This window comes from Myxococcus sp. CA040A (assembly GCF_013336725.1).
Classification (GTDB): Bacteria; Myxococcota; Myxococcia; order Myxococcales; family Myxococcaceae; genus Myxococcus; species Myxococcus llanfairpwllgwyngyllgogerychwyrndrobwllllantysiliogogogochensis.
The window spans coordinates 334,762-360,152 of the sequence record NZ_JABUMR010000004.1; the positions used below are offsets into that span (position 1 = coordinate 334,762).

Here is a 25,391-nt window from a genome sequence, read left to right on the forward strand (position 1 = left end):
GGTGACCGCCGCGCCGGCGCATGTCCGGACGCCCCTGCCTCGCCCGAAAGGACTCACCATGAAGCCCTCGCTCCGATTGCTCCAGACCCTCCTGCGCGGACAGACCCGAGGACGGCTGGGCCCCCTGGAGGAAAGCGTCACGCAGTGGCGCGTCCTGCCCACGGACCTGGACCTCTTCGGCCACATGAACAACAGCCGCTATCTGGCGATGATGGACCTGGGCCGCGTGGACCTGCTCGTGCGCGCGGGCCTCCTGTCGGACCTGCTTCAACACCGCTGGGTCGTCCCCGTCGGAGAGACGTCGCTCCAGTTCCGGGGCTCGCTGCGCCTGTTCGAGAAGTACGAACTGGGCACGCGACTGGTGGCGTGGGACGAGCAATGGCTCTACTTCCAGCAGGAGTTCCGACGTCCCTCGGAGCCCGAGCGTCCGGTGGCCACCGCCCAGGTGCGAGCCGTCGTCCGCGACGCGAAGGGCACCGTCCCTCCCTCTCGAATCATCCAGGGTGTGCTGGGACATGAAGCCCGCAGCCCGGAGCCCACCGAGGACCTGCGCCGCCGCTTCGGTTTGAACCCGCCTCGCGCCAGTGCCGCCGTTGTGCCCGGAGCCTCGCGCGAGCCCCTGGCCATCGTCGGCATCGGCTGCCGGCTTCCCGGAGGCATCGAGGACACGGACAGCTTCTGGAAGGTGCTGATGGAGGGGCGCGAGTGCATCGTCGACATCCCCGAGGAGCGATGGGACCCGAAGAAGTTCCACGATGCCTCGGGCCGGGCCCCCGGGCGCAGCCATGTCCAGCGCGCGGGACTGCTCCAGCAGGACCTTCGCGAGTTCGAGCCCGGCTTCTTCGGCATCACCCCGCGCGAAGCCAACGCCCTGGACCCACAGCAGCGCTTGATGCTGGAGGTCTCCTGGGAGGCGCTCGAGGACGCGGGTGTGCCCCCGAGCGCGCTGGCGGGCAGCCGCACCGGCGTCTTCGTCGGCGGCTTCATGATGGACAACCTCATCCTGCACGCGAGCCCGGACAACCGGGAGCGGCTCGACAGCCACTCGGCGACGGCGAGCACGCTGACGATGCTCTCCAATCGGCTGTCGTACTTCTATGACTTGCGAGGCCCCAGCGTCTCCATGGACACGGCCTGCTCGTCCTCGCTCGTCGCGCTGCACATGGCATGTCAGAGCCTGTGGGCGAAGGAGAGCGACGCGGCGCTCGTGGGCGGCGTCAACGTGCTCCTCCTTCCGGAGACGCAGGTCACCATGTCCAAGGGGAAGTTCCTGTCCCCGCGTGGACGCTGCCACGCCTTCAGTGACCAGGCGGACGGCTACGTGCGTGCCGAGGGCGCCGCGGTGCTGGTCATCAAGCCCCTGTCCGCCGCGCTGCGCGATGGCAATCCCATCCATTCACTCATCCTCGGCACGGCCGTGAATCAGGACGGACGGACTCCGGGCATCACCGTGCCCAACGCGGAAGCCCAGGTGGCGGTGATGCGCGAGGCGTACGCGAAGGCCGGCGTCGACCCGCTGCGTGTCTCATATGTCGAAGCACATGGCACGGGCACGCCCGTGGGAGACCCCATCGAGGCGAGCGCCATCGGCACGGTGACAGGCGTGGGTCGCACGGATGGAGAGCGCTGCCGGATGGGCTCGGTCAAGACAAACCTGGGCCATCTGGAAGCGGCGGCGGGAGTGGCGGGCGTCATCAAGGCGGCCCTCGTCCTCAAGCACGGCACCGTCCCACCCCACCTGCATCTGGAGAAGGTGAACCCTCGGATTCCGCTCGATGCACTCGGGCTGCACATCCCCACGCGTCCGGAGTCCTTGCCTCGCGGGACGGAGCCGCGTGTCGCGGGCGTGAACTCCTTTGGCTACGGAGGCACCAACGCCCACGTCGTCCTGGCCGAGCCGCCCCCGCGCGTGGCCACCCTGACACCCCGGCGCGCCGAGGGACGCCCTCACCTGGTTCCACTGGGCGCGAAGTCGCCCGAGGCGCTGGCCGAGCTCGCGGGCCGCTACGCCGGCTGGCTGGAGGCGGGACGCGGCACACCGGAACAACTCTGCCGCGACGCGGCCGTGCACCGCACGCACCCGCGCCATCGCCTGGCCGTCCGAGGCACGAACCGGGAAGCCCTGGTGGCCACACTGCGTGCCTTCGCGAACGGCCAGCGCGATGTGCCCGGATTGGACTTCGTCGCGGAGCCGCCCGAGGGACGCAAGCTCCTCTTCGTGTACACGGGGATGGGCCCGCAGTGGTGGGCGATGGGGCGGCAGCTCCTGACCACCGAGCGTGTCTTCCGTGACGCCGTGGAGGAATGCGACGCCCTCTTTCGCGAGCTCTCCGGCTGGTCCATCGAGGAGGAGCTGACGCGGGACGCGGCGTCTTCGCGCATCACCCGCACGGAGGTGGCCCAGCCCGCCAACGCCGTGCTGCAGGTGGCGCTCACGCGCCTGTGGGCCTCGTGGGGAATCATTCCCGACGCCGTGGTGGGACACAGCATTGGAGAGGTCGGCGCGGCCTGGGCATCCGGGGCGTTGGACTTGAGGGATGCGCTGCTCACCGCGTTTCACCGCAGCAGGCTCCAGCAGCGGATGGCGGGACAGGGGGCGATGCTGGCCGTTGGACTCGGTCCGGATGAAGCGATCGACCAGGTCCAGCGCCATGGCCCTGGCATCGCCATCGCGGCCATCAACAGCGCGCGCTCCGTCACGCTTGCAGGGGAGCGAGCACCGCTGGAGCGCGTGGCCGCGGAGCTGGCTTCCACCCAGCGCTTCCACCGCTTCCTCCAGGTGGAGGTGCCGTATCACAGCCCCCTCATGGACCCGCTTCAGGGCGAGCTGCTCGCCGCCCTGACTCCGCTGCGCCCCCGCGCGCCGCGCATTCCCATCTACTCGACAGTGTCGGGGCGACGCATGGTGGAGACCGAGCGCCATGACGCGACGTACTGGTGGAACAATGTCCGAGGCTCCGTGCGCTTCGCGGAGGCGCTCCAGCAGGCCGTGGTGGACGGACATGGAACGTTCGTCGAGGTGGGACCGCACCCTGTCCTGGCCTCGTCCATCCGGGATGTGCTGAGCGCGTCGAAGGCCCGCGGAGAGGTCCTCGCGTCGCTCGTGCGAGAGACTCCCGAGCAGGAGACGATGACCGCCGCGCTGGGGAGGCTCCATGTGCTGGGCGCGGGTGTCTCGTGGCAGGGCTACTTCGGAGCAGGAGCCTTCGCGGGCGCCCCGCGCACGCCCTGGCAGCGCAAGGTCTACTGGGAGGAGAGCCTCCGCTCCTCACGCCGGCGACGCGCCTTCGTGGGACATCCGATGCTGGTGGACTCCGAGCCCGGCCCATCACCCACGTGGACGTCGGAGCTGAGCCTCGCGGCGCTGCCCTATCTCGCGGACCACCAGGTGGCCGGGAGCCTGCTCTTTCCGGGCGCGGGGCATGTCGAGCTGGCGCTGGCGGCACGGCACGCGCTCACGGGAGATGCGCGCTGCTGCATCGAGGAGCTGGAGCTCGCGTCGGCGGTGCTGCTCCGGGAAGCCGCGAGCCCGCGAGTGCGCCTGAGCTTCTCCTCGGAGACCTCCCGCTTCCTCGTCCAGCGACAGGACGAGGAACAGCAGCCCGTGGTCTGCGCGCGAGGCAAGCTGGTCTCCTCGGGGCGGGGAAGCCGCACCGTGGACGTGGTGACGCTCCAGGCCAGGCTGTCGGACCTGACGACACCCGAGGCGCTGTACGCGTCACTGGAGCGCCGAGGGCTGCGCTACGGCCCCGCCTTCCGCGCCGTGGTGGCATTGCACCGCGCGCCGGGGGAGGTGCTCGCACGACTTGCCCTCCCCGACTCCGTGGACGAGCGCGGATACCACCTGCACCCCGTGTTGCTCGATGCGGCGTTCCACAGCCTCATCGCGGGAGCGACGGAGGATGCGCACCACGACATCGTTCCCACGGGCATCGAGCGCATCCAGTTGCTCGCACTCCCGGGTCGGAAGCTGATTGCCCACGGGCGACTCCTGTCCGTGAGCGGAGGAACCCTGAGCGGTGACATCACGCTGATGCACGAGGACGGCACCGTCGTGGCCGAAGTCACCGGCTTCACCTGCCGCCTGTTGCCCCGGGCCGCTTCGGACGAAGAGACGCTCCTGGAGCGCTCGGTGTACCTGCGGCGGTGGGAGCGAATCGAGCCCTCGGAGCCGGAGGTGCGTGAGGAGGTGACGTGGGTGGTGCTCGGTGGCTCCCTGCCCGAGTCAGGGGCGCGTGGCTGGCACCATGCCTCTGACACCTCGGCACTGGAGGCCGTTCTAGGTGCGCGGATGGAGCAAGAGCGGGTGCGGCTCGTGGACTTGCGCTGGCTGGACTCAGCGCCCGAGAGCGAGGCTCCAGTGACGCGCGGAACGGATGCTGCGGATGCCCTCCTGCGCGTGCTCCAATCGCTGCGCCCAGGGCGGGTCGAGCGCTACTACCTGGTCACGACGCGGGCCGAGTCCGTGCTCGACGAAGCGGAGGCAGCCTCACGGGTTTCCGAAATCCACTCCGTCGCGCCGACACAGCCAGACGTCCCTTCGCTGGAGCACGCGCCACTGCTCGGTCTTGCCCGTACCGCCATGACGGAGCGACCGGAGTTCGGCTCGGCGGCAGGCATGGCGCTCGGCGCAACACCTCGCCCCTTTGCGCCGACACCGTCGGACCTCCCCTCGCTGGAACACGCACCACTGCTCGGGCTGGCCCGTACCGCCATGACGGAGCGGCCGGATCTTCGCCTCACCTGGGTGGACCTGGACGCGACTCCGTCGAGCGTGGAGGCCTTGCTGGTCCGCCTGAGCGGGCTGGGCACGGAGCAGGAGGTCGCCGAGCGCGGTGGGCTGTTCCACGCCTCGCGCCTCGTGCGCGGCTCTCTCATGACGTCCCCTGCCCTCTCGCGAACCCAGCCGCTGGAGCCGGTACCCGAGGGCATGGGCCATGAGCTGGTGCTGGGAGAGGAAGGCCGACTCGACACGCTCGGCTTCGTCGCGAGAGCGCGCCGCACTCCCGATGCCGGTGAAGTCGAAATCGAGGTGGAGACCACCGCCCTGGGCTTCAAGGACATCATGAAGGCCCTGGGCCTGCTCTCGGCGCGTGTGAAGCAGAACACCTATATCGGCGACGCCATCGGCATGGAGGGCGCAGGACGCATCAGCGCCGTGGGTGCGGGAGTGACGGACTTCGCCGTCGGAGACCGCGTCTACGGCGTCGCCCCGCGCTTCGTCGCGTCACACGTGGTGCTGCCCGCCGGCCACGTGGTGAAGCTCCCCGAGCACCTGTCGTTCGAACAGGGCGCCAACCTCATCGTCTTCCTGACCGTGTATCACTCACTGGTGCGCGTGGCCCGGCTGCGCCGGGGCGAGCGAATCCTCATCCATGGCGCCACCGGTGGCGTGGGTCTGGCGGCCATCGAGGTGGCCCGGTGGTGTGGCGCGGAAATCATCGCGACGGCCGGCAGCGAAGAGAAGCGTCAGTACCTGCGCGAGCATGGCCTCACGCACATCAGCAACTCCCGGGACGTGAGCTTCGCGGAGGACGTGCGCGCCTGGACGGGCGGGCGCGGAGTCGACGTGGTGCTGAACTTCATGCCCGGCGAAGTCATGACGCGAAGCCTCGACTGTCTGGCGCCGTTCGGCCGGTTCATCGAGCTGGGCAAGGCCAGCTTCGAGCAGGATGAGCTGCTCCGTCTGCGCCCGTTCAACGAGAACCTGATGTACGCGGCCGTGGACTTCGACCGACTCCTGGAGAGCCGACCCGAAGAAGTGCGCGAGCTGTACCAGGAGGTGATGCAACGCTTCGAGGAGGGGAGCTTCCGTCCCCTGCCCTCGCGCTCCTTTCCGGCGAGTCAGGTGGAAGAAGCCTTTCGGGCCATGGCGCGCGGCAAGCACATCGGCAAGGTGTGTATCTCCCTGAAGGACCCGGCGCTGCGTGTGCGTCAGCCCGCGCGGCGCGAGCGACTCGCACCGGACGCCACCTACCTCGTCACCGGCGGCCTCGGAGGGTTTGGCCTGGAGGTGGCGCGCTGGCTCGTGGAGCAAGGAGCGCGGCACCTGGTGCTGGTGAGCCGCAGGGGGGCCCAGTCCGAAGAAGCACGTGAGGCCCTTGCCGCATGGAGTGCTCAGGGAGTGGTGGTCCATGCGCTCGCGGCGGACGTGGCCCGGTATGCGGACCTGGAGCAGATCTTCGCGCGGCTCCACGCCGAGCTGCCACCGCTGCGAGGTGTCTTTCATTGCGCGGTCGCACTGGACGACAAGCCCCTGGAGCGATTGGACCGGGCCTCGCTGGAACGGGTGATGGCCGCCAAGGCACAGGGAGCCTGGAACCTGCACCTCATGACCCGAGCGTTGCCACTCGACCACCTGATTCTCTTCTCCTCCATCTCTTCGCTCATCGGCAACGCGGGACAAGGGAGCTACGTCGCGGCCAACAGCTTCCTGGACCAACTCGCGGTGTACCGCCGCAAGCAAGGACTGACGGCGACGGCGATTCAATGGGGCGCGCTGGGTGAAGCCGGGCTCGTCGCTCGCAATGCCCACGTGGCCCAGCACCTGGAACACCTGGGATTGCGAGGCCTGTCCACCCATGCCGCGCTCCAGGCGCTCGGACGCGTCCTGGACGCCCCTCCCGTGCAACTGGCCATCGCGGACGTGGACTGGAATCGGCTGGGTGCAGCGCTCGTTCCCTGGAGCGGCTCACGCCGGCTCGTTGGACTGCTGGAGACGCCGGAGTCGTCTGCCGACGCGGAGCGGAGTGGCGGGCTCATCGAGCGCGCCCTCGGGGGGCTCGATGACGAGGCCCGCCGCGAGTTCATCACCCGGACGCTGTCGAGGATCGTCGCGAGGGTCATGCGCACGCAGGACGGGGCGCTGAACACGGCCCAGCCACTGCGTGAACTGGGAATGGACTCCATCATGGCCCTGGAAATCGTCACGGCCATCGAAGGCGAGCTGGGCGTGAAGGTCTCCACGATGGAAGTGGTGAGCGGCCCCTCCCTGCGCGAGCTGTCCACCCTGATGCTGGGGCAGGTCCAACGCGCGCAGTCAGCCGCGTGAGCTTCACGGACTCAGGGCACCGAAGCGCGCTGCTGCGCGAGGAGCCAATCCCAGAACGCGTAGTTGTTGTACTGCTGCGTCCAGCAGTCGTGGGCTGAGCCCGGCAGCACGGTGAGGCGACCGATGGCCGTTCCGGTCGCCACCACCCCGGCCTGTGACGTCCACGTGGGACTGGATGCGCCGGGGAACAGGTACGTCTGCGTCGTGGTCGACTGTGCCACCGCCACCAGTTGGAACTGTCCGTAGTTCTTCGTCACGCCCTGCATCCAGGAGCGCTCGGCGGACAGCGACGAGCCGTCCGCATACGAATGCACCGCCCACACGGGCACGTTCAACAACTTGGTGATGGTGGGGCCCGGAGCTCCGATGTTGGTGGCCATGGGCGCGAGCGCCGCCAGCCGGTGGCCGTACTCATACGCATACTTCCAGCTTCCGTAGCCACCGTAGCTGAGGCCCGTGAGGTAGATGCGCGTCGGGTCCACGCGGTAGTTGGCCACCAGGAAGTCGACGAAGGCGTTCAGGTCCGCTGGCACCCAGTTCGTCGGGGCGCGAGGCGAGAAGACCATCACCTGCTTCTGGCCGAAGTACGCCTTGCCCTCGCTCGTGGTCCGAATCTTCTTCAGCGCCCCATGCCGGGAGACGACCTCCAGCAGGTTTGCCTCCGTGGTGGAGGTGCCGAACTCCGTCAGGCCATTCAAGTGGATGATGACCGGATACGAAGTGTTGGGGGAGGTCAGGTAGCCGGGCGGCAGGTACTCCGCATAGCCATAAATCGCCCCTGTGCTCGCGGGCAGTCGCGCCACGACCTGGTCCTCGGTCGTGATGACGAGCCTCGCGGACTGCGCGCCCCACTGTTCAAACCCTTCATCCTCGACGCCGCCTCCGCAGGCGACGGTCCACATCGCGATGGACAGCGCAATCACTCCAAGCCGCATGGTGTTCTCCCTCGATGAGCGCCTGAATCCTCCTTGAGTCTGCACAACCCGAACCCATGGCGAAAGTCGACCGCTCGAAACCAGGGAGACCACTACAACTCAGGTGCAAATGTTTCCAGGAGCCAGCAGTTTCGGATCACACCCACACACAACCCTCCAGCAATCCCTTCATGCGCTGTCGGTCGAGCGACAGTCCCTGGAAGCTTCCTGTCTTGGATTGACGCCTTTCGGGCGCATCATTCCCGCCGCCTCACACCCCAGGAGTGACTGATGATGCGAAAGCTGGTTGCAGGAGGAGCAATGATGATGGCCCTCACCACGGGCCTGTTCGCCACCACGTCCATGCAGTCTCCACCGCCTTCCGTAGGCGGCGCGTTTGCCGAGGACCCCGCCACGCTGACGTCAGGCGAGCAGGCGGGATTGATTGGCAGATGTTCGGTCGACGGTTCGTTCTGCATCAACACGGCGGATTGTCAGCGCCGTGGCATGGGCACCTGCGGCTGACATCTCGGGATGACCGCAGGAAGGGACTCGCACAAAAGTGCGAGTCCCTCGTTCCTCGAACGTCCTGGGCTCGCGCCCCTCCGGAGCGGTCACGACTACAGTTACTGCATTGCAAGAATATCAAAATTGCCGTCCACGCCGCTCCAGTTCCTTGCAAGAGACCCGTTGAGTGACTCGAGTGCTTGCAGCGCTTGACCGGACAGTGTCTGTCACGCCAGTTCGCAATCTGGGACGCAGTACCTGACATCGATGAGGGTGCGCGTCTGCGTCAGATTCGACTGGCAACCCGCGTACAGCGTGGCGGGCTGCCCGTTCTTCCGAGTCGTGCCGCACTTCGCGACACAGGCCTGGACGTTCTCCAGCCAGTACACGAGGTCATTGTTCGGACAGTTGGGTGGAATGCCAATGCCCTGCTCCACACTCACAGGCGCCGTGCTGTCCGGTGCATCGGCGGCGGCCTCCACACCTCCACAGGCCGCGAGGGACAGGAAAGAAAACGTGGTCACCGCGATGGCAAGGCGAGACATGCGCATGTGCGACTCCTTCGGATGAGAGGAGTTGCCATGATGGACGCCACCCTCGCTTCGGCCCAGGCACCCCTGCCCAGGACTGTCACGCCGAGCACGCCACCACCCAAGTGATGCATTCGGGTTGGAAAGCTGCGCGATAACGCGCTTCCCCCGCACCACTGGGACTTGTAGGGTGCCATCTGCCATGCGGCGGCTTGGATACCCAGCGGGTAGACGGTCCGTGGTGACACGGTCCGCTGCCTCTCCGGGGTACCCCCGGGGAATGATTTCGAGGAGCACAGCCCCACGCGAGGCCGGGACTGCGGCGAGCCGCAGTGCGGGCCACGCCAGACGGGACAGGTGGGTCCCAACCGCCGCATGGCGCACGAGTGAGGCATGAGCAAACGGATCGCCGTGGCGAATGCGCTCGCATCCGCCTTCCTCTCCGGGCCCTGGACGACCGCGGGACTCGTCGAACGCGGAGCCGAAGTCATCGGTGGCCGGACGCCGTGGCTCCTCTCGGTCGTACGGAGCACACGACGGTTCTTCCCTCGGCCACCGCACGCCCGCTTCGAACTGCTCGCGGAGATTCTCGCCACGCGTCCCGCCCTTCAGCGGGCCTGCGGCAATCCCCACGCTCCCGTGAAGATTCTCCACTGGGTCGCCACCGAGCCGGAAATGGGCCGCCAACCGTGGCCCGTTCCGTCACTCCCAACCCAGGCGGAGCTCACAGGCTGGCTCGGGATGACCGACGCGCAGTTGGGATGGCTCGCGGATGCGCGCGGACTCGAGCGCATCACTCCGCCAGGGCAGTGGCGGCGCTACCGCTACACCTGGATTCCGAAGCGCAGCGGCGGTGAGCGCCTCCTGGAGCAACCCGGGCTGGACCTCTCGCGGCTCCAACGCAAGGTGCTGCACGGCATCCTGGATGTCATTCCGCCCCATGAGGCCGCATACGGGTTCGTCGCGGGCCGAGGCGTCCGCGGCTTCGCAGAGCCCCACGTGGGGCAGGCCGTCGTGGTGCGCGTGGACCTGGAGGACTTCTTCCTCTCCGTGAAGCCAGCGCGCGTCTGGGGGGTGTTCCGCGCCGCGGGTTATCCCGACGACGTGGCCACGACCCTCGCGGGGCTTTGCACGACCCGAACGCCCAGCGGAGTGCTGGAGCAGGCCCGTCGGTCGACGGATGGAGAAGCGCTCACCGCTCGCTGGCGACTGGCACGAAGGCTCGAGTCCCGGCACCTCGCCCAGGGCGCACCTACGTCACCTGCCCTCGCCAATCTCGCCGCATACCGACTGGATGTTCGTCTGTCGGCGCTCGCCTCGGCGCTGGGGGCCCGCTACACGCGCTACGCGGACGACCTTGCGTTCTCGGGAGGCGAGGCCCTGGCGCGGAGCACCGGCCGACTGCTGCGATGCGTGGCGCGAATCGTCCGGGAGGAGGGCTTCACGGTGCGCACCGAGAAGACTCGCGTGATGCGCCGGGGTCGCCAGCAACGACTGGCGGGTGTGGTGGTCAATGAGCACCCTTCCGTGCCTCGGGCGGACTACGACCGACTGAAGGCCATCCTTCACCTGTGCCGCACTCGAGGGCCCGCGAGCCAGAACACCGGGAGCCATCCCGAGTTCCGCGCGCACCTGCTCGGCCGGGTGGCCTGGGTCTCTCAGCTCAACCCCACTCGGGGAGCCAGGCTTCGCGCGATCTTCGAGCAGATTGCGTGGGAGTGAGGCCCCCGGTTCTTGAATCACCCCAGGGATGCAACGCCCCATGAAGAGCGGGCCTGCTTCGGCGGTCCGTGGCTGTTCCTGGCGTCTCCGCATGCTTTGGGCCGAGAATCGCGGGCGTCGGCGCTCTTGAGGCGTCGCCGTGCACCCGGCGGTCCGCCATGGCCAACGCAGCCTCCCAGCTCACCGTCCTCCAGCCACGTGCCCCCCTGGCACGACTGCGCGACGCCGCGAACCTGCTGGCCTCGCTCGCGCCCGGCACGCTCTTCGCGGTGGCGCTGGCGCTCGTGTCGAGCCAGCCGCGCTTCTCCTGGCTCACCGAGCCCCTGCGCTACCCCTGGGAGCTCTGGGTGGTGGCCCTCGCCGGCACGACAGCGACGGTGGCGGGGGTCGCGGACTGGCGATACCACCGCGTGGCCCAGCTGCGGGTCGGCCCCAACGAGCACCGCGCGGAGTTCCTCGCCCTGGCGGGTGGCGGCTTCCCGCTCTTCCTGCTGATGTGCGCCGCCTCGGTGGCACGCCGCCCGCTCGCGTTCCTGCTGCCCGTGCTCATCGTCCTCATCGGGACGGTGGTCCTCATCTGCTACGACGAGTTCGTCTTCCACCGTCGGCGGTGCGACGCCTGGGAGGCCCTGCTGCATCGGACCCTGCTCGGCGGCCATGCGACCGCGTTCCTCGCCTGGGCGCACTTCAGCTTCGTCCGCGAGGGCCTTCATGGCTGACCGCCCGCGCTCCCCATGGCGACGCGGCACCGAGCTGCTGACACGCGCCGCCCACCTCTACGACGCGCCGGGCTCGACGCTCGCCCACGAGGCCCGAGGAGCGTGGCGTGGGGGCTTCGCCAGCAGCGCGACGTGGATGGCACAGGCACTCGCCCAGGTTCGTGGACGGCCCGTCCTCGCCGACTTGCCACACGCGGGCAGGTGGGGCGCGCTCAAGTACGGCGGTGCACTCCTCGCGGCCCTCGGTTGCTGGGGGCTCGCCGTCGTCCTCGGACTGCCGCACGCGCTCGGCTTCGTGCTCGCGGTGCTCGCGTTCTACGCCGCCGAGGTCCAGGGACTCTTCCTCTTCCCCCTGCTGATGGATGGCGCCGAGCACCCCTGGCGCAGCGGACGCGCATTGCTTCGCCGGGCAGGCGGTACTCCGGGCGCCGTGGGTACGGTGCTCATGCTGGCGGGAGTGATGCTCCTCGGGGGGCTGGTCGGTCGCGGCTGGGTCCGCTGCTGGTGCCTGGGCTGTCTCGCGGTGGTCCACTGGTACGAGGACCTGCGAGCGTGAAGCTCACGGAGCTCTGGAGTCGCGGCCTCGCCATCGCGATGGACGCCGTGCGCGTCAACACCGTGGCCCTGGAGGTCCGACCGGAAGTCTCCCTCTGGCACAAGCAACGCCGACCCGGCATGGGCGCGGTGATAGCCGCGGGCAATGTCTTCCTGCGCCTGTCTCGCAGCCACATCCGGATGTTTCCCTCGGCGAAACGATGGCGGGACTGGGAGCTGGACTCCTTCGCGCTCCTCCACCCGGACCGCGCCGCCGAGGCACGCGGGGGCAGCGCCGTCGCACTGGAAGCCCTTCCTGGTGAGCGCCTCGACCGACTGCTCGCGCAAGGCCGACTCACCCAAACCATCGTCGAGGCCGCCGCGCTCGAGCTGCATCGAGCACATGGTCTGACGCCGCCCCACGCCTCGCGCCCGTGGTCCCACGGCGATGCCCACCTGAAGAACCTCCTCTATGACGAGGCCGGACAGCGCGCGTGGCTCATCGACTTCGAGACCGAACACGACGCGCACCTCGACACCGCCGAGCGCCACGCGGATGACCTGTTCGTCTTCCTGCTCGACCTGGGCGGACGCGCGACTCGGGAGCAGGCCCTCCCGTTGGCGGTGGCCTTCCTGCGTGCCTATCCCGAGCCTCACGTCCACAAGGCCCTGCGAGCCCGCCTGCGGCCACCTCACGGACTGGAGCGAGCCCTCTGGAAGAGCCGCTCACACCACCTCCCGGAAGCACGGCTCCTGGAATGGCTGGAGCACCTTCGCCAAGAGGTGACGCGGATGGAGTCGGCCTCGGGCGCGGAGGACGCACCGGAATCCCGTCCCCTCGCGACCTGACCTCGGTAATCCGCTCTACTCGCGCGGCGAGACCCGCGGGGCCACGTCCTGCCGCCGCCACAGGGGCTTCACCGGCACCCGCTCCAGGATGCCGGAGCCGAAGACCCGGTCCAGCTCCAGATAGTCCATGTGCACGTAGCCGATGTGACACCCGCACGTCGTCTTCGCGCACGGCCGAGGCCTCAGCGCCTGGTCGAAGTCCGGAGCGTAGATGTTCCCAATCGGCTCATCGATGAAGTGACACCGGCGCGCCGTGCCCTCCCCATCCACGGAGATGACCGACTCCCCTCCCCGGCACGCGCGGCCCAGGCTGGGATGCCGCACGTTGTTCACGGGAAACAACGGGTCCACGGCCGTGAAGCGCGCCACGTCCTCGGGTGAGTACGGCTCCTCCTGACCGTCCTTCACCGCGTTGATCCACAGGTACGTGGCGTCGGACAGCTCACGGCGCAGCGCCTCCGCCTCCTCGGCGAAGCGCAGGAACCCCACCATGCCCGCGCTGTGCCGGACACCCAGCGCAGTCAGCGCCTCGCACTGCGCCACGAAGCGACGGCGCTTCATCCACTCCGGATGGTACGTCGCCCAGATGCCGAGCTTCTCCGCGCGGCAGTCCTTCACCCAGTCCAGCTTGCACGACAGGTTCGTCTGCGCCGCCACGCGCTCCACATGCGGCAGATGCGTCAGCCGCGCCAGCGCCTGCTGATACCAGGGCCAGATGAGCGCCTCGCCCCACGGCGTGAAGAACACGGACACCGTGTCTCCCGTGCGCGCCTCCACCCACGCCAGGAACCGCTCCAGGTCCGCGCGGTCCTTCGCGAGTTCCTCGTCGGTGTGCTTCCACTTGCCGAAAGGACAGTACTCGCAGCCGTAGTTACAGCTCGACAGCGGCCCTCGGTAGAGCACGGTGAGCTTCATCGCCAGGAGTACTCCTGTGACAGCTCACGAACCCCCGTCGAGTGCAGCCAGGGGCCAATCAAATCCGAGAGCTCCACCCCCGAGGGCGTGAGCCGCAGCGCCTGACCGTCCCGCCGCGCCAGCCCGTGCGCCTCCAGCTCCAGCAGCTCCGGGAAGTCCTCCAGCACGTCGGTGCAGAACTGCTCGTGGTACGTCGCGAAGTCCACGCCCTCCGCCAGCAGCGACAACAGCATGTACCGCCGCCGCCGCTCCTCACCGTCGAGGCGGAAGCCATACCCCACTTCGCCAAAGGACTCCGCCGTGCGCGCGCTGTACGACGCGATGATGGAGCGCACCTCGCGCGAGCCGACGGCGTACTCCGACGAGTAGTGCACCTGTCCCGTGTACGAGCGCGCCCCGCACCCCAGCCCCACCATGCCGTCCTCCTGGCAGCGGTATACCGGGCCCCCCGCGTCCGGCGCATGGCTCGCGCGGAACATGCGCATGGACACCTGGGTGTAGCCCTGCGCCAGCAGGAACTCCCGGCCCGCGCGATACAGCGCGATTCGCAGGTCATCCCACGCACGCGCCTTCTTCCCCAGGAACGTCAGCGGACGCACGTAGAGCGGATAGAGGTAGATCTCCTCGGGCGTGAAGCGCAGCGCCTGCCGGATGGAGTACAGGAACGTCTCCACCGTCTGGCCCTCCATGCCGTAGATGAGGTCCAGGTTCAGCGTCGGAAACCCCGTGGAGCGGATGAGGTCCAACGCCGCCTCCACCTGCGCCGTCTGCTGGGGCCGCTTCACCGCGGCCACCTCCGCCTCGATGAAGCTCTGCACGCCGATGCTCACCCGGTCCGTGCCCCGCGAACGCAGCGCCCGCAGCTTCTCCGCGTCCACCGTCTCCGGCGACACCTCCACCGAAACGGGGATGTGGTGCGGGTCCGCGCCCAGCACCTTCTCCGCCAGGTCGAAGACGCGATGCAGCCCCGCGACGTCCAGCAGCGTGGGCGTCCCTCCGCCCACCGCGAGCCGCGCGAAGCTCGCCGGGCCCAGCGCCGCCTTCACCCGGTGCGCCTCGCGCTCCAGCGCCCCGAGGTAGCCGTCCACCACGTCCTGCTTCGGCCCCGCCGCCGTGAAGAGATTGCAGAAGCCACAGCGCATCTCGCAGAAGGGGACGTGGAAGTAGAGGAACAGGGCATCGCGCCGCTCCTCGGCCCACACCGACTCCAGCGAGAGCGCTGGCGTGAAGGGCCGGTAGGCCGTCTTGTGCGGGTAGCCATAGAGGTACGCCACGTAAGGCGTCTCTCCCAGCATCTGCTCCAGGCGCGTCATGGTGAGGACTCTCACGACAGGGTGAACTCGGCGTAGGGCACCGTCCAGACGACGGGGTGACCCACGCGATGACCGTTATAGCCGTCCTCGCCGTAGGCCGTGCCGTGGTCCGAACAGACAATGCAGAAAGCCGGCCCCCGGCGCCGCAATGCGGCGAACAGGGGTGGAAGCTGACTGTCCACGTATTCCAGGGCTGCCGCGTGGGACGCGACGGAATCCTCGGAGGCCCCGGCCAGGTAGTGGCGGTTGGGCTGGTGCAGCGCGGAGACGTTGAGGAAGAGGAATACGCGCTGCTGGCGAGGAAGAGCCTCCAGGCGCTCGACGGCCAGGGACACCTGGTGCTCGGTGGAGCGAGGCTCGCGCACCCCCAACTCGGGGCCCCAGTGGCTCTCCGCGAAGAGGCCCGGCAGCACGTTGCCCAGGGGGTTGAGCTTGTTGAAGAAGCCCACGCCGCCGATGCACACGGTGTGGTAGCCGCGCGCCGACAGGCCCGTGACGAGGTCCGGCGCGTCGAGCACACAGGTGCCCTGCCCCGTCGTCTCACTGCCCTCGAAGCGCATGGAGAACAGCCGCGAGTGCCTGCCTGGGCGCGCGGGGGTGGGCAGGAAGCCGGCGAAGAACGCGTGGTGCGCGGCGTACGTGAAGCTCGCGGGCGAATGGCGCTCCTCCCACTGTCCTCCCGGCATCAGCGCGGCGAGGTGGGGAATGCGCCCCTCGGTGGCCAGGCGTGTCGCCACGTCGTGGCGCAGGGTGTCCAGGGTGATGAAGAGCAGGTCGTGCGAGCCGACCACCGTGTTCATGTCCATTGCGAGAGCACTTCCACGAGAGCCTCGTGTCGCGAGGTGATGCGCTCCACCGTGAAGGTCGGCGGCGCCAGCGCTGCGGGCCACTCCCGTCCATGGGAGACCCAGCACGTGGCGAACCCCATCCGCGTGGCGCCGACGATGTCCCGCACCGGGTCATCCCCGATGTGGAGGACCTCCGACGGCTCGCGATTCACGTGCGCCAGCGCCGCCTTGAAGATGGCCGGGTCCGGCTTCTCCACGCCCACCTCGCTCGAATAGAAGCCCTCTGGAACGGAGTGGTAGAGGTCCGCGTGAAGCAGCTTCCTGCGCTGAGTGCCGGAGAAGCCATTGGAGACCACGACGACGGGCTGGCGCTTCGACAGCTCCCTGAGCCAGACCGCCAGCTTCGGGTCGCCCACCACGAAGTCCGCGAGGTTCAACTGGAAGTCCGCCCAGAGCGCCTTCGCGTCGAGCCCCGTCTCGAACGTCTTCGTCACGTCGGCGCAGAAGGCCTCCCTGTCGCGGCCTCCCCGCTCGTCGAAGGTCCGGAGCGTGGCGAGGTCCTCGGCGCGACGGTGCTCGGGAAACACCTCGGGGAACCGGGCCATGAAGCGCTCGAAGTAGCGCCCGAACGCGGCCTCGCGGTCGACCAGGGTGTCATCGACGTCGAAGAAGAGGGCCTTCGGCCGCACGGGCCCGTACTTCCCAAAGGCCTTCGGCTTGTTCATCCACTTCTTGTCCTCGTAGTGGCGCTTGCGTCCCATGTCGGCGTCTCAGCTCGCGATGCGCGAGGCGCGGTCGTAGTCCAGCAGCGCCCCGAGGACTTCTTCCCGGGAGTCCGTCAGCAGCAGGTGCCGCGCGTACTCCTGTCCCTGCGCGAGCTGCGCCAGCAGGGGATAGACGGGGCGCGTCCGCGTCCAGAACTCGCGGCCCAGGAAGATCATCGGACTGATGACGCCCACGCTGTTGTAGTGGTTCTGGCAGGCATCCTGGAAGATTTCCTGGATGGTGCCGGCGCTGCCGGGCGCGTAGACGATTCCCCCTCGGGCGATGGTGAGCAGCCCGTCCTCGCGCACGCTGTTGGCGAAGTACTTGGCGATGTGCGTGGCGAAGGGGTTGGGCGGCTCGTGGCCATAGTGCCACGTGGGGATGCCCAGGCTGGAGCAGGCGAAGACATCCTTGGGCTCCAGCGGAAAGGCCTCGCGCACCTGGAAGGCCCGGCCCAGCCAATCCCGGTCCGTGTAGCTGGGGGCCTTGGAGAGGATGGCGAGCGCGCCGTCGAGTTCGGCCCCCGAACGCACCGCGAACCAGGCACCCAGGTGAGTGGCCTCCATCGCTCCCGGACCGCCGCCGCTGACGAGGAAGAAGCCCGCGCGCGTCAGCTCCCGGGCCAGCATCGCCACCTCGCGGTAGTCGGGCTGGCCGCGCTTCATGGAGTGTCCGCCCATGATGGCCACCACCTTCCGGGACGGCCCGGAGGCGGCGAGCAGGTCCTCCATCGCGTCCGTGACAGCGTGGTCATGCAGTCGCTGCGCGAGCGTCTCCAAGAGCGTGGGAGGCGTGCCACGGCCGTGAGCCTCCCAGTGGCGATAGATGCGTGCGTCGAGCGTGTCCTCGTACGTCTCCGGGCGCATCGGGTCGAAGCCGGCGTACAGCTCCTCGGGAGAGTAGAGGCCGCCCCGGTAGGGCTGGTACGGCACGCCGGTGATGGGGGGGAAGACGAGCGCCCCATGTGCGAGCGCGGCCTGCAGGGCGTCCTTCTCCAGCTCGCACCCCAGGAACACCGTCCCGGCGAGCGCCGCGGTGCTCAGCTCGCGCGTGTAGCGCCGCAGGTCCAGTCCCTGGATGACGACGTTGGCCAGGCTGCTGCCATCGCGAAGGTGCCGCTCGAAGGCCTCGGGAGTCTCTAGCTCAATCACCCGCGAAGGATTCCATGCCTCGGGGCCGGCTAGAAGAGGACAACCATGGTGCCCTGCGGCATTCGCTCATACAGCGCGGCGATATCGCGGGGGTGGAACACGACACAGCCCCAGGACAGCCGACCTCCGCTCTCCTCCAGGGACCACTCCCCTGCCCACCCGTGAAAGCCGATGCCGCTTCCCAGTCGAGTGGTGGCGTCCGTCGCCTCGCGGGCCTCCCAGGCCCGGACGATTCGCTCGCGCGTCTTCGCGGTGAGCCAGCCCTGCTTCACACCCCGGCTCGCGTCCCACGGGTTCGGGTAGTTCACCCGCAGCCAGTGGCCGCCGTAGAACGCGGCGTAGGGCCCGGGGATGTCCCCGCGCAGCGTCTGGACGATGAAGTACATGCCGACGGGCGTGCGGTTGTCTCCTCGCTGCTGCTTGGGCCCCGTTTCCTGGCCAAACCCCACCTCCACGCGGGCCCGCTCGACACCGCGCTCGTAGAGCCGGAGCTGATTCCGCGCGTGGGAGATGAGCACCAGCACCGGCTCGCTCGCGGGTTGTGGCAGGCGGGAATGCTCGGCGGTGAAGCGCCGGGACTCGTCGGCGGACAGGAGGCGGCCGGTGTGCAGCGACACGGTGAGCCGCTCGGACGCGCCCACCTGGCCGAGCACCTGCCCCTTCGTGACGAGCGCGCCGGGACGAAGCGCCACGGACTTCAGCCCCGCGTACTCCGAGCGGGCACGAAGCAGCTCATGGTTCTCGTGATACAGATGTTCCAGCGTGACACTGTCACCTCGTGAGCCGACGGACACCACGCGACCCCGGGCCAGTGCTCGCACGTCGCTGCCCGGCCTGGCGCGCGCGACGTCTGGCCACGGCGCGAAGCCCTCCGCCGCCGCGTGCTCGGGCCGAAGATACGACTCGAAGACATCCGGGGTGGAGGCGGTCGCGACCTGGGCAAGGCCCACCCAGGCGAGGCACAGCAACGGGAACCAGGAGCGCGGCGCGGCGGAAGTCACTCGCGGTGGACACTCGGCGCTCGCGGACCGTTCCGTCAACTCCTGCGTTTCTTCCAGGGCGGCGAGGTGGACGTCACTCGCGGGGGACTCTCGACCCTTGGAGACCGCGCCATCCACTCGCGCGTTTCTCGCGGCGCGGCGCCGTGGACGTCGCTCGCGATGGACTCTCGGCGCGTGGAGGGCCTTCCGTTGTTGCCGCCCACGTTCCTCCCCGCGAGCCTCCTCGCCAGCTCACGGGCTCAGCGCCGCGCCTCCAGTGCGCGAAGCGCGGCCTGGGCCTGGAGCAGCTCCGGTCGGGCATTGGCGGCGGCGGCGTCCTGGGCGGCGAGTTGGAGCTGCCTCGCAGCCTCCTCGCGCTCTCCCAGTCGCAGGTGGGCCCGCCCCAGCGCACAGCGCAGCAGTGACTTCAGCTTCCGGTCCCCGAGCATCCCCGCGAGTTGGAGGCCTCGCACCGCGTCCTCCTTCGCCAGCTCGGGAGCATCCGCCTGGCTGTGCAGGAGCGCGAGCCCATGGTGGGTGTACGCCATCCCTCCCCGGTCCCCCATGCGCGCCTTCAAGTCGAGCGCGAGCTGGAAGTAGTGCACCGCCCGCTCCCTGTCTCCCGCGCGCGCATAGGCATCCCCCAGGTTGAACAGGGCAGTGGAGTGCTCCCACGTGTCCCCCGCGCGCTCCGTCCAGCGCAGCACCGCCGCGTACTCCGCCGTCGCCTGTCCGGGACGCCCCTGCCCCATCAGCAGCGTCCCCATGGCCCGGTGCAGCGCCGCCTCCACACTCGCCCGCCCCGGCCCCTCCTGGTACGGCGCCTGGAGCAACCTCGCCCGAGCACTCGCCAGGCGCGCCTCCGCCTCCTCGAAGCGCCCCAGCCCACACAGCGCGAGCGCACACAGCGCGTCCAACGAGGCCGTACAGACCAGCGCGTCCGGGCCCGCCGCGAGCTCCCCCACGGCCTGCCCCAGCGACACCACTTCCTCGTAGCGCTCCAGCGACAGCACCACCGCGGCCAGCTTGCGAAGACAATGGAGGTGCTCGGGCGTCGCCAGCACCGCGCGAGGATCCTCGAGCGAGATGGCGATGCGCCAGGCGGACTCGGCCTCCGCTCGCTCTCCCGCCAGCCGATGCGCGTCCCCGATTCGCTCCCACAGCACACGGGACCACTGGCGTGCGGCGTCCAGCGACAGCGACGCGGCGACGTCCAGCGCGACGCGGTACACCCCCAGCGCCGCCGCCGGCTCCAACGCCGCGAGGTTCCATGCGGCGACCTCCAGCAGGTGAGGCAGCGCGCGCTGGGGCACCTTCGCCGCGAGCCAGTGGCGCACCACCTCCGCGCAGGCCCGCCGCCGCGACTCCGCGGGCAGGGCCTCGTACGCCTCCGCCGCGCGCCGATGCAGCGCCAGCCCCTCCGCGTCCGACGAAGTCACCTCAGGCGGCCCTGGTGGCCGAGCCCCCACCGCGTACCGCCCCCCCGAGACGGGCCTCAGCCAGCCCCCCGCCTCCAACCCCGCGAGCGCTCCGAAGCCACCGACGAGCGCCCCCAGTACCGACCGGGGAAAACAGGGCCCCAACACGGCGCTCACGTGCAGCGCTTCGCGCCGGGTGGGTGACAACGCCTCGTGGCGCGCGGCCAGCACCGCCGGGCCCGACGAAGGAAGGGGCACCAGCGGGTGCTCCTCGTGGAACGCGAGCGCATGCAGCAGGTGCAGCGGATGGCCCGCGCCGACGTGGAGCAACGCGTCCCTGGGCCAGCCCGGACGCAGTCGCGTCGCGACCAGCGCCTGGGCATCCTCCGGATTGAGCAGGCCCACCTCCAGCATCTCCGCGGTCGGCGGCACGAGCCCCGGGCCGCCCGTGCGCTTCAGCACGAGCACGAGCACCGGCGCATGTGCCAAGCGCGACACCAGCACCTCGACGAGCGCCCGACTGAGCGGGTCCGCGTGCTGCCAGTCCTCCAGGATGAGGATGCGCGGTCCCCGGTGCGGCAGCAGCGCGTGGCAGAGCGCATCGAACAGCGCGATGCTCTCCGAAGAGAGGCTCGCGGGGATGCCCTGCCACTCGCGGCCCTCCAGGAAGTGCGCGACGCGCTCCGCCTCCGCGCTCGACATCCTCCCCACGCCCGCCACGGGCCGCAGGCCCCGCGTCGCCTCGAGCAGCTCCAGCAAGGGCCCCGCGGGAGTCCCCGGCAGCGCCAGGCCACTGCCCTCCCAGACCTCGAAGCGATTGGCCGTGAGCGACTCCACCAGCGCGTCCTTCAGGCGCGACTTGCCCATGCCCTCCGCGCCCACCAGCCAGACGGCGCGCCCCAGCCCCCTGCGGGCCTCCTCGGCGCACCACTTCAGCCGCTCCAGCAGCGCGGTCCGCCCCACGAGCGGCGGCTGACAGGCCCCCGTCCCCCACCGGCGAACCCCTTCAGCCAGGGGCACCCGTGACGACACGCGCGGGCAGGTGGACAGGCCAGGGGAAAGTCGTGTCCCGCAGGCCAGGCACACGCCCGAAGACGAGGTCATGAGCACCTCCAGAGCCCGAACCTCTAACGCTCCCGGCCCCCCGCGCCCCTCGCGCCCAGGGGTTGTGCGTGTGTATTGAATTCGCCTGTGGGCCTGCCCTCCAAGCCACCGCACGCCTCCTCGGCGCTTCTGGCGGTGCGCTCAAACCCTCACAATCCGCACCGATCCACCAACAATGACAGACGTTTCCAACCCCACCGCCCCAGCTCTCACCCGCAGTATGCCCCGCCCCGTTTCTTGGGGGGCAGGCAGGCGTGTCGAGAACTGTTGAATACGAAATAAATTTGGTCGATGGTTGTCTCCGTCGCAACGCGGCGAACCCCCGCCGTGACCTTGGAGAACCCCCCCAGCTGAAACCAGGAACCGGCCCGTCGTGAGATGGCCGCAGGACACACTCCCCGTCTGTCTGTTTTTGAATCCCCAGAGGTCCCTACATGAAGAAGTCTCTTCTGCTGGCTGGAGCACTGCTCGGCCTGAGCGCCACCGCTTGTGGTCCCCAGGACGACGTCACCGAGCTGGGCGAGGCCCCCGCCGGGCTGGATGCCACGGAGTACGCCACGTCCGTCTCCGCCGCCGCGCTGACGGCCACGGGCTGTACGCAGCTCACGGCCGCGTCCGTCATCGCCAAGGGTCATGACGGCAACGTGCCGGCCAACACGATGGACGACAAGCTGGGCACCCGCTGGAGCTATCTCGGCAAGGGTGGCTGGATCGACTACGACCTGGGCGCCAGCAAGTCCATCTCCGGCGTCACCATCGCCTGGCACGAAGGCACCACGCGGGCCAACACCTTCACGGTGTCCGTCTCGCCGGATGGCTACACGTATACGCAGGTGTACAGCGGCACGAGCAGAAAGTCGTCCTCCGCGGAGACGTACTCGTTCAGCAAGGTCTCCGCGCGCCGCGTGCGCATCACCTTCATGGGCAACACCATGAACGACTGGGCGTCCATCGCCGAGGCGCGGGCCTGCTCCGCCACGACCACGACGCCGCCCCCGACGACGCCTCCCCCCACGGGCAGCAGCGTGGTGTGGGTGGGTGACTTCGAGACGAACAACATCAGCCAGTGGACGCGAGCGCAGATGGTGAGCGCGGACCGGCTGGCGATGGTGTCCTCGCCGAAGCGCCAGGGTGGCTACGCGCTCAAGGCCACGGTGAAGCGGGGCGACGACCCCATCAACTCCAGCGGCAACCGCAACGAGCTGGTGCGGATGACGCGCGAGCCGTCGGGCTCGGAGTACTACTACCGCTGGAGCACGATGTTCGACTCCACGTTCCCCAACGTGAACACGTGGCAGCTCTTCACCCAGTGGCACCAGGAGAGCGACACCGTGGGCGGCTCACCTCCGGTGGAGTTCTACGTCTACGGCAACGAGGTCCGCCTCAACATCGGCGGCAACCCGGGCACCATCGTCTGGCGCGCCCCGCTGACGCGCGGCAAGTGGATGGACTTCATCTTCCACGTGCGCTGGTCCGCGGACTCGAAGGTGGGCTTCGTGGAGCTGTACCTCGACGGCAAGCTGGTGATGCCCAAGCGCTACATCGCGACCCAGTACTCGGGCCAGGTCAACTACCTGAAGATTGGCCTGTACCGGAATGACACCATCACCCAGACGGGCATCGTCTACCACGACGGCTGGCTGATGGCCCGGAAGCTCGAGGACGTGCTCAACCCCACGGCGGTCATCAAGGCCCCGTAGGCACGCCACGGCTGTACGGCACCCCACACCGTGCCCTCATCCGGGCCGGGGTCGCGTCCCCACGCGGCCTCGGCCCGGAGTAGTTTCCGGACATGCCCAACAGCCTGCGCGTCGTCCATGTCCAGGTCCACGTCAAGCCGGAGCACGTGGACGCCTTCCGCGAAGCCACCCTCGCCAACGCGCGAGCGAGCGCCCAGGAGCCCGGCATCGCCCGCTTCGACGTCATCCAGGACGCCGACGACGCGACGCGCTTCGTGCTCGTGGAGGTCTACCGGACGGCCCAGGCTCCCGCCGAACACAAGGAGACGGCCCACTACCTCACCTGGCGCGACACCGTGGCGCCGATGATGGCGGAGCCGCGCGCCAGCCGGAAGTTCGTCAACCTGTTCCCCGAAGACGCCGGGTGGTGACGTGAGTCCCACGGCCTTCGAGTTCGCCACCGCGACACGCATCGTCTTCGGCCCGGGCCGGCTGTCCGAGGCCCCCGAAATGGTGCGCTCGCTCGGCGGTCAGCGGGTGTTGCTCGTCACCGGGAAGGCCCCCGCGCGAGCGCGCGGCCTGAAGGCGTCGCTGGAGGCGCTCGGCCTCGCCGTGGAGTCGTTCGCCGTGGAGGGCGAGCCCACGGTGGAGCTCGTGCGCCAGGGCCTGGGCGTCCTCGGGGAGGCGCGCTGTGACGTCGTCGTGGCGATGGGCGGAGGCAGCGCGCTCGACGCGGGCAAGGCGCTCGCCGCGCTGGCGACACAGGGGGGAGATCCTCTCGACTATCTGGAGGTCATCGGGCGGGGCCAGCCGCTCACCCAGGCGTCGCTGCCCTTCGTGGCCATTCCCACCACGGCGGGCACCGGTTCGGAGGTGACGCGCAACGCGGTGCTGGGCTCGAAGCAGGCCCAGGTGAAGGCGAGCCTGCGCGGGCCACAGCTGCTGCCGCGCGTGGCGCTCGTGGACCCGGACCTGCTCATCGGCGCGCCGCCCGCCGTCCTGGCCTCCAGCGGCATGGATGCGCTGTCCCAGCTCATCGAGCCCTTCCTCTCCGCGCGCGCCAACCCCCTCACCGACGCCCTGGCACGCGAGGGCCTGCGCCGCTCCGCGCGCTCGCTGCGTCGAGCCGTCCTGACGGAGCCGGACGCGGAGGCGCGCGAGGACCTGGCGCTGGCCAGCCTCTTCGGCGGCCTGTGCCTGGCGAACTCCGGGCTGGGCGCGGTGCACGGCTTCGCGGCGCCAGTGGGCGGCATGTTCGACGCACCCCATGGCGCCGTCTGCGCGGCCCTGCTTCCCGCCGTGCTCGACGTCAACCTGCGCGCCCTTCGCGCTCGCGCACCGGAGCACCCCTCCCTGCTCCGCTTCCGTGAGCTGGCCGCGATGCTCACCGGCCGGCCCGATGCTCGCGAGGAGGACGCCCTCGCGTGGGTGGAGACGCTGCGCGCCGAGTTCCAGATTCCCGGCCTCGCCACCTACGGACTGACGCCCGCGCGACTGCCAGAGTTGGTGACGAAAGCGCGCGCCGCCAGCAGCATGAAGGCCAATCCGTTGACGCTCACCGAGGCGGAGCTGACGGAGATCGCCACCCGGTCCCTGTAGCGAGCCGCCCCACACCTTCGAGGTATGCCCATGGAAGACATCGAGCTTCAGACCCGTGATGGAGCGATGGACGCGAAGCTGTTCCAGCCGGAGGGACGCGGCCCGTGGCCCGCCGTCATCCTGCTGACGGACGCGATGGGCATCCGCCCCGCCTTCGAGCACATGGCCCAACGACTTGCGGACGGCGGCTACGTCGTCCTGCTGCCGAACGTCTTCTACCGCGAGGGCCGCGCCGCGAGCCTCGACCTGAACGGCACTTTCGCGGACGAGGCGTTCCGCAAGCGCATCTACGCGCTCATCGCGACCCTGACGCCGGAGCGGCTGCGCGACGACGGCGCGGCACAGCTCGACTTCCTCTCGCGACTGCCCCAGGTGCGGGGCCCCAAGGTCGGCGTGGCCGGCTACTGCATGAGTGGCTCCATCGCCGTGCGCCTGGCCGCGGACTTTCCGGACACCATCGCCGCGGCGGTGTCCAACCATGGAGGCCGGCTGGCGACGGAGTCCCCGGACAGCGCCCACCTGCGCGTGGGTGACGTTCGCGGCGAGCTCGTGTTCGGCCACGCGGACCAGGACAGCTCCATGCCGGCCGACGCAATCCTTCGGCTGGAGACGGCACTGAAGAACGCGGGCGTCCGACACCAGTCCCGACTCCGCGTCGGCGCCCGACACGGCTATGCGGTGGACGGCTCCGCCACCTACGACAAGGACGCCGCCGAGCAACACTGGCGCGAGCTGTTCGACGTATTCGGCCGCACCCTCTCGACCTGAGGACGTGTCAGGGCCCTGGCTTGCATTTGAAAGCGGCCGGCGTTATTCGTAGCGACATGGTTCTGGTCGTCAGTGCTCGTCGATT

The 25,391-nt window shown here is 69.4% G+C and carries 19 protein-coding genes; 10 read left to right on the forward strand and 9 right to left on the reverse strand.

What is annotated here, in order from left to right; genetic code table 11:
* Positions 1-58 precede the first annotated feature (58 nt).
* Positions 59-7,051, forward strand: coding sequence for a type I polyketide synthase (locus tag HUA75_RS18450; protein WP_174487159.1), 6,993 nt, complete (start codon positions 59-61; stop codon positions 7,049-7,051).
* 11 nt (positions 7,052-7,062) lie between these two features.
* On the opposite strand, the gene HUA75_RS18455 is transcribed toward HUA75_RS18450, so the two are convergent.
* Positions 7,063-7,986, reverse strand: a complete 924-nt coding sequence (locus HUA75_RS18455) for an alpha/beta hydrolase-fold protein (protein ID WP_174487160.1) — start codon at positions 7,984-7,986, stop codon at positions 7,063-7,065.
* 270 nt (positions 7,987-8,256) lie between these two features.
* Between HUA75_RS18455 and HUA75_RS18460 the strand changes: the two genes are divergently transcribed.
* Positions 8,257-8,490, forward strand: a complete 234-nt coding sequence (locus tag HUA75_RS18460; protein WP_141645177.1) for a hypothetical protein — start codon at positions 8,257-8,259, stop codon at positions 8,488-8,490.
* Between the two features lie 209 nt (positions 8,491-8,699).
* Here HUA75_RS18460 and HUA75_RS18465 read toward each other — a convergent pair whose 3' ends face one another.
* Entirely contained in the window at positions 8,700-9,023 is a 324-nt protein-coding gene (locus HUA75_RS18465) for a hypothetical protein (protein WP_174462299.1), read from the reverse strand.
* Between the two features lie 372 nt (positions 9,024-9,395).
* On the opposite strand from HUA75_RS18465, the gene HUA75_RS18470 reads away from it, so the two are divergent.
* The 4 genes from HUA75_RS18470 (at position 9,396) to HUA75_RS18485 (ending at position 12,826) form a co-directional block, all read left to right on the forward strand.
* Positions 9,396-10,724, forward strand: a complete 1,329-nt coding sequence (locus HUA75_RS18470) for a reverse transcriptase family protein (protein ID WP_174487161.1) — start codon at positions 9,396-9,398, stop codon at positions 10,722-10,724.
* Positions 10,725-10,882: 158 nt separating this feature from the next.
* Positions 10,883-11,443: a hypothetical protein gene (locus HUA75_RS18475; RefSeq protein WP_254627634.1), complete on the forward strand. Its 561-nt coding sequence runs from the start codon at positions 10,883-10,885 to the stop codon at positions 11,441-11,443.
* Entirely contained in the window at positions 11,436-11,999 is a 564-nt protein-coding gene (locus tag HUA75_RS46790) for a hypothetical protein (protein ID WP_254627635.1), read from the forward strand. The genes HUA75_RS18475 and HUA75_RS46790 overlap by 8 nt, the downstream gene beginning before the upstream one ends.
* Entirely contained in the window at positions 11,996-12,826 is an 831-nt protein-coding gene (locus HUA75_RS18485; protein WP_371746138.1) for a hypothetical protein, read from the forward strand. Before HUA75_RS46790 ends, HUA75_RS18485 begins: the two co-directional genes overlap by 4 nt.
* 15 nt (positions 12,827-12,841) lie before the next feature.
* Here HUA75_RS18485 and HUA75_RS18490 read toward each other — a convergent pair whose 3' ends face one another.
* From HUA75_RS18490 to HUA75_RS47740, 7 genes are all read right to left on the reverse strand, one after another.
* Positions 12,842-13,741, reverse strand: coding sequence for an STM4011 family radical SAM protein (locus HUA75_RS18490; RefSeq protein ID WP_174487162.1), 900 nt, complete (start codon positions 13,739-13,741; stop codon positions 12,842-12,844).
* Positions 13,738-15,054, reverse strand: coding sequence for an STM4012 family radical SAM protein (locus HUA75_RS18495; RefSeq protein ID WP_174487163.1), 1,317 nt, complete (start codon positions 15,052-15,054; stop codon positions 13,738-13,740). The genes HUA75_RS18490 and HUA75_RS18495 overlap by 4 nt, the downstream gene beginning before the upstream one ends.
* Positions 15,055-15,065: 11 nt before the next feature.
* Complete coding sequence (locus HUA75_RS18500) at positions 15,066-15,860, reverse strand: STM4013/SEN3800 family hydrolase (protein ID WP_174487164.1); 795 nt, start codon at positions 15,858-15,860, stop codon at positions 15,066-15,068.
* Entirely contained in the window at positions 15,851-16,603 is a 753-nt protein-coding gene (locus tag HUA75_RS18505; RefSeq protein WP_217443455.1) for an HAD family hydrolase, read from the reverse strand. Before HUA75_RS18505 ends, HUA75_RS18500 begins: the two co-directional genes overlap by 10 nt.
* A 9-nt stretch (positions 16,604-16,612) precedes the next feature.
* On the reverse strand, positions 16,613-17,758 hold the full coding sequence (locus HUA75_RS18510) for an LOG family protein (RefSeq protein WP_141645183.1): 1,146 nt from the start codon (positions 17,756-17,758) through the stop codon (positions 16,613-16,615).
* A gap of 29 nt (positions 17,759-17,787) precedes the next feature.
* Positions 17,788-18,759, reverse strand: coding sequence for a L,D-transpeptidase family protein (locus tag HUA75_RS18515; protein WP_174487165.1), 972 nt, complete (start codon positions 18,757-18,759; stop codon positions 17,788-17,790).
* Positions 18,760-18,998: 239 nt separating this feature from the next.
* Positions 18,999-21,260 carry an AAA family ATPase gene (locus HUA75_RS47740; protein WP_174487166.1) on the reverse strand — a complete coding sequence of 754 codons (2,262 nt, stop codon included), beginning with the start codon at positions 21,258-21,260 and terminating at the stop codon, positions 18,999-19,001.
* 434 nt (positions 21,261-21,694) lie between these two features.
* On the opposite strand from HUA75_RS47740, the gene HUA75_RS18525 reads away from it, so the two are divergent.
* From HUA75_RS18525 to HUA75_RS18540, 4 genes are all read left to right on the forward strand, one after another.
* On the forward strand, positions 21,695-22,960 hold the full coding sequence (locus tag HUA75_RS18525) for a heparin lyase I family protein (RefSeq protein WP_141640927.1): 1,266 nt from the start codon (positions 21,695-21,697) through the stop codon (positions 22,958-22,960).
* A gap of 92 nt (positions 22,961-23,052) precedes the next feature.
* On the forward strand, positions 23,053-23,370 hold the full coding sequence (locus HUA75_RS18530) for an antibiotic biosynthesis monooxygenase (protein ID WP_141640926.1): 318 nt from the start codon (positions 23,053-23,055) through the stop codon (positions 23,368-23,370).
* 1 nt (position 23,371) lies between these two features.
* Entirely contained in the window at positions 23,372-24,538 is a 1,167-nt protein-coding gene (locus HUA75_RS18535; RefSeq protein ID WP_174487167.1) for an iron-containing alcohol dehydrogenase, read from the forward strand.
* A 30-nt stretch (positions 24,539-24,568) separates the two neighbouring features.
* The gene (locus HUA75_RS18540) at positions 24,569-25,306 is read left to right on the forward strand and encodes a dienelactone hydrolase family protein (protein ID WP_254627636.1); all 738 of its coding nucleotides are present in this window, start codon (positions 24,569-24,571) and stop codon (positions 25,304-25,306) included.
* Positions 25,307-25,391: the final 85 nt, after the last annotated feature.

What these genes read in the sequence shown, in the direction of transcription:
- HUA75_RS18465 (WP_174462299.1), bottom strand. Translation starts at nt 9,023, where the DNA reads ATGCGCATGTCTCGCCTTGCCATCGCGGTGACCACGTTTTCTTTCCTG.
- HUA75_RS18490 (WP_174487162.1), bottom strand. Translation starts at nt 13,741, where the DNA reads ATGAAGCTCACCGTGCTCTACCGAGGGCCGCTGTCGAGCTGTAACTAC.
- HUA75_RS18475 (WP_254627634.1), top strand. Translation starts at nt 10,883, where the DNA reads ATGGCCAACGCAGCCTCCCAGCTCACCGTCCTCCAGCCACGTGCCCCC.
- HUA75_RS18505 (WP_217443455.1), bottom strand. Translation starts at nt 16,603, where the DNA reads ATGGGACGCAAGCGCCACTACGAGGACAAGAAGTGGATGAACAAGCCG.
- HUA75_RS18540 (WP_254627636.1), top strand. Translation starts at nt 24,569, where the DNA reads ATGGAAGACATCGAGCTTCAGACCCGTGATGGAGCGATGGACGCGAAG.
- HUA75_RS18495 (WP_174487163.1), bottom strand. Translation starts at nt 15,054, where the DNA reads ATGACGCGCCTGGAGCAGATGCTGGGAGAGACGCCTTACGTGGCGTAC.
- HUA75_RS18470 (WP_174487161.1), top strand. Translation starts at nt 9,396, where the DNA reads ATGAGCAAACGGATCGCCGTGGCGAATGCGCTCGCATCCGCCTTCCTC.
- HUA75_RS18460 (WP_141645177.1), top strand. Translation starts at nt 8,257, where the DNA reads ATGATGCGAAAGCTGGTTGCAGGAGGAGCAATGATGATGGCCCTCACC.
- HUA75_RS47740 (WP_174487166.1), bottom strand. Translation starts at nt 21,260, where the DNA reads ATGACCTCGTCTTCGGGCGTGTGCCTGGCCTGCGGGACACGACTTTCC.
- HUA75_RS18525 (WP_141640927.1), top strand. Translation starts at nt 21,695, where the DNA reads ATGAAGAAGTCTCTTCTGCTGGCTGGAGCACTGCTCGGCCTGAGCGCC.
- HUA75_RS18500 (WP_174487164.1), bottom strand. Translation starts at nt 15,860, where the DNA reads ATGGACATGAACACGGTGGTCGGCTCGCACGACCTGCTCTTCATCACC.
- HUA75_RS46790 (WP_254627635.1), top strand. Translation starts at nt 11,436, where the DNA reads ATGGCTGACCGCCCGCGCTCCCCATGGCGACGCGGCACCGAGCTGCTG.
- HUA75_RS18455 (WP_174487160.1), bottom strand. Translation starts at nt 7,986, where the DNA reads ATGCGGCTTGGAGTGATTGCGCTGTCCATCGCGATGTGGACCGTCGCC.
- HUA75_RS18530 (WP_141640926.1), top strand. Translation starts at nt 23,053, where the DNA reads ATGCCCAACAGCCTGCGCGTCGTCCATGTCCAGGTCCACGTCAAGCCG.
- HUA75_RS18450 (WP_174487159.1), top strand. Translation starts at nt 59, where the DNA reads ATGAAGCCCTCGCTCCGATTGCTCCAGACCCTCCTGCGCGGACAGACC.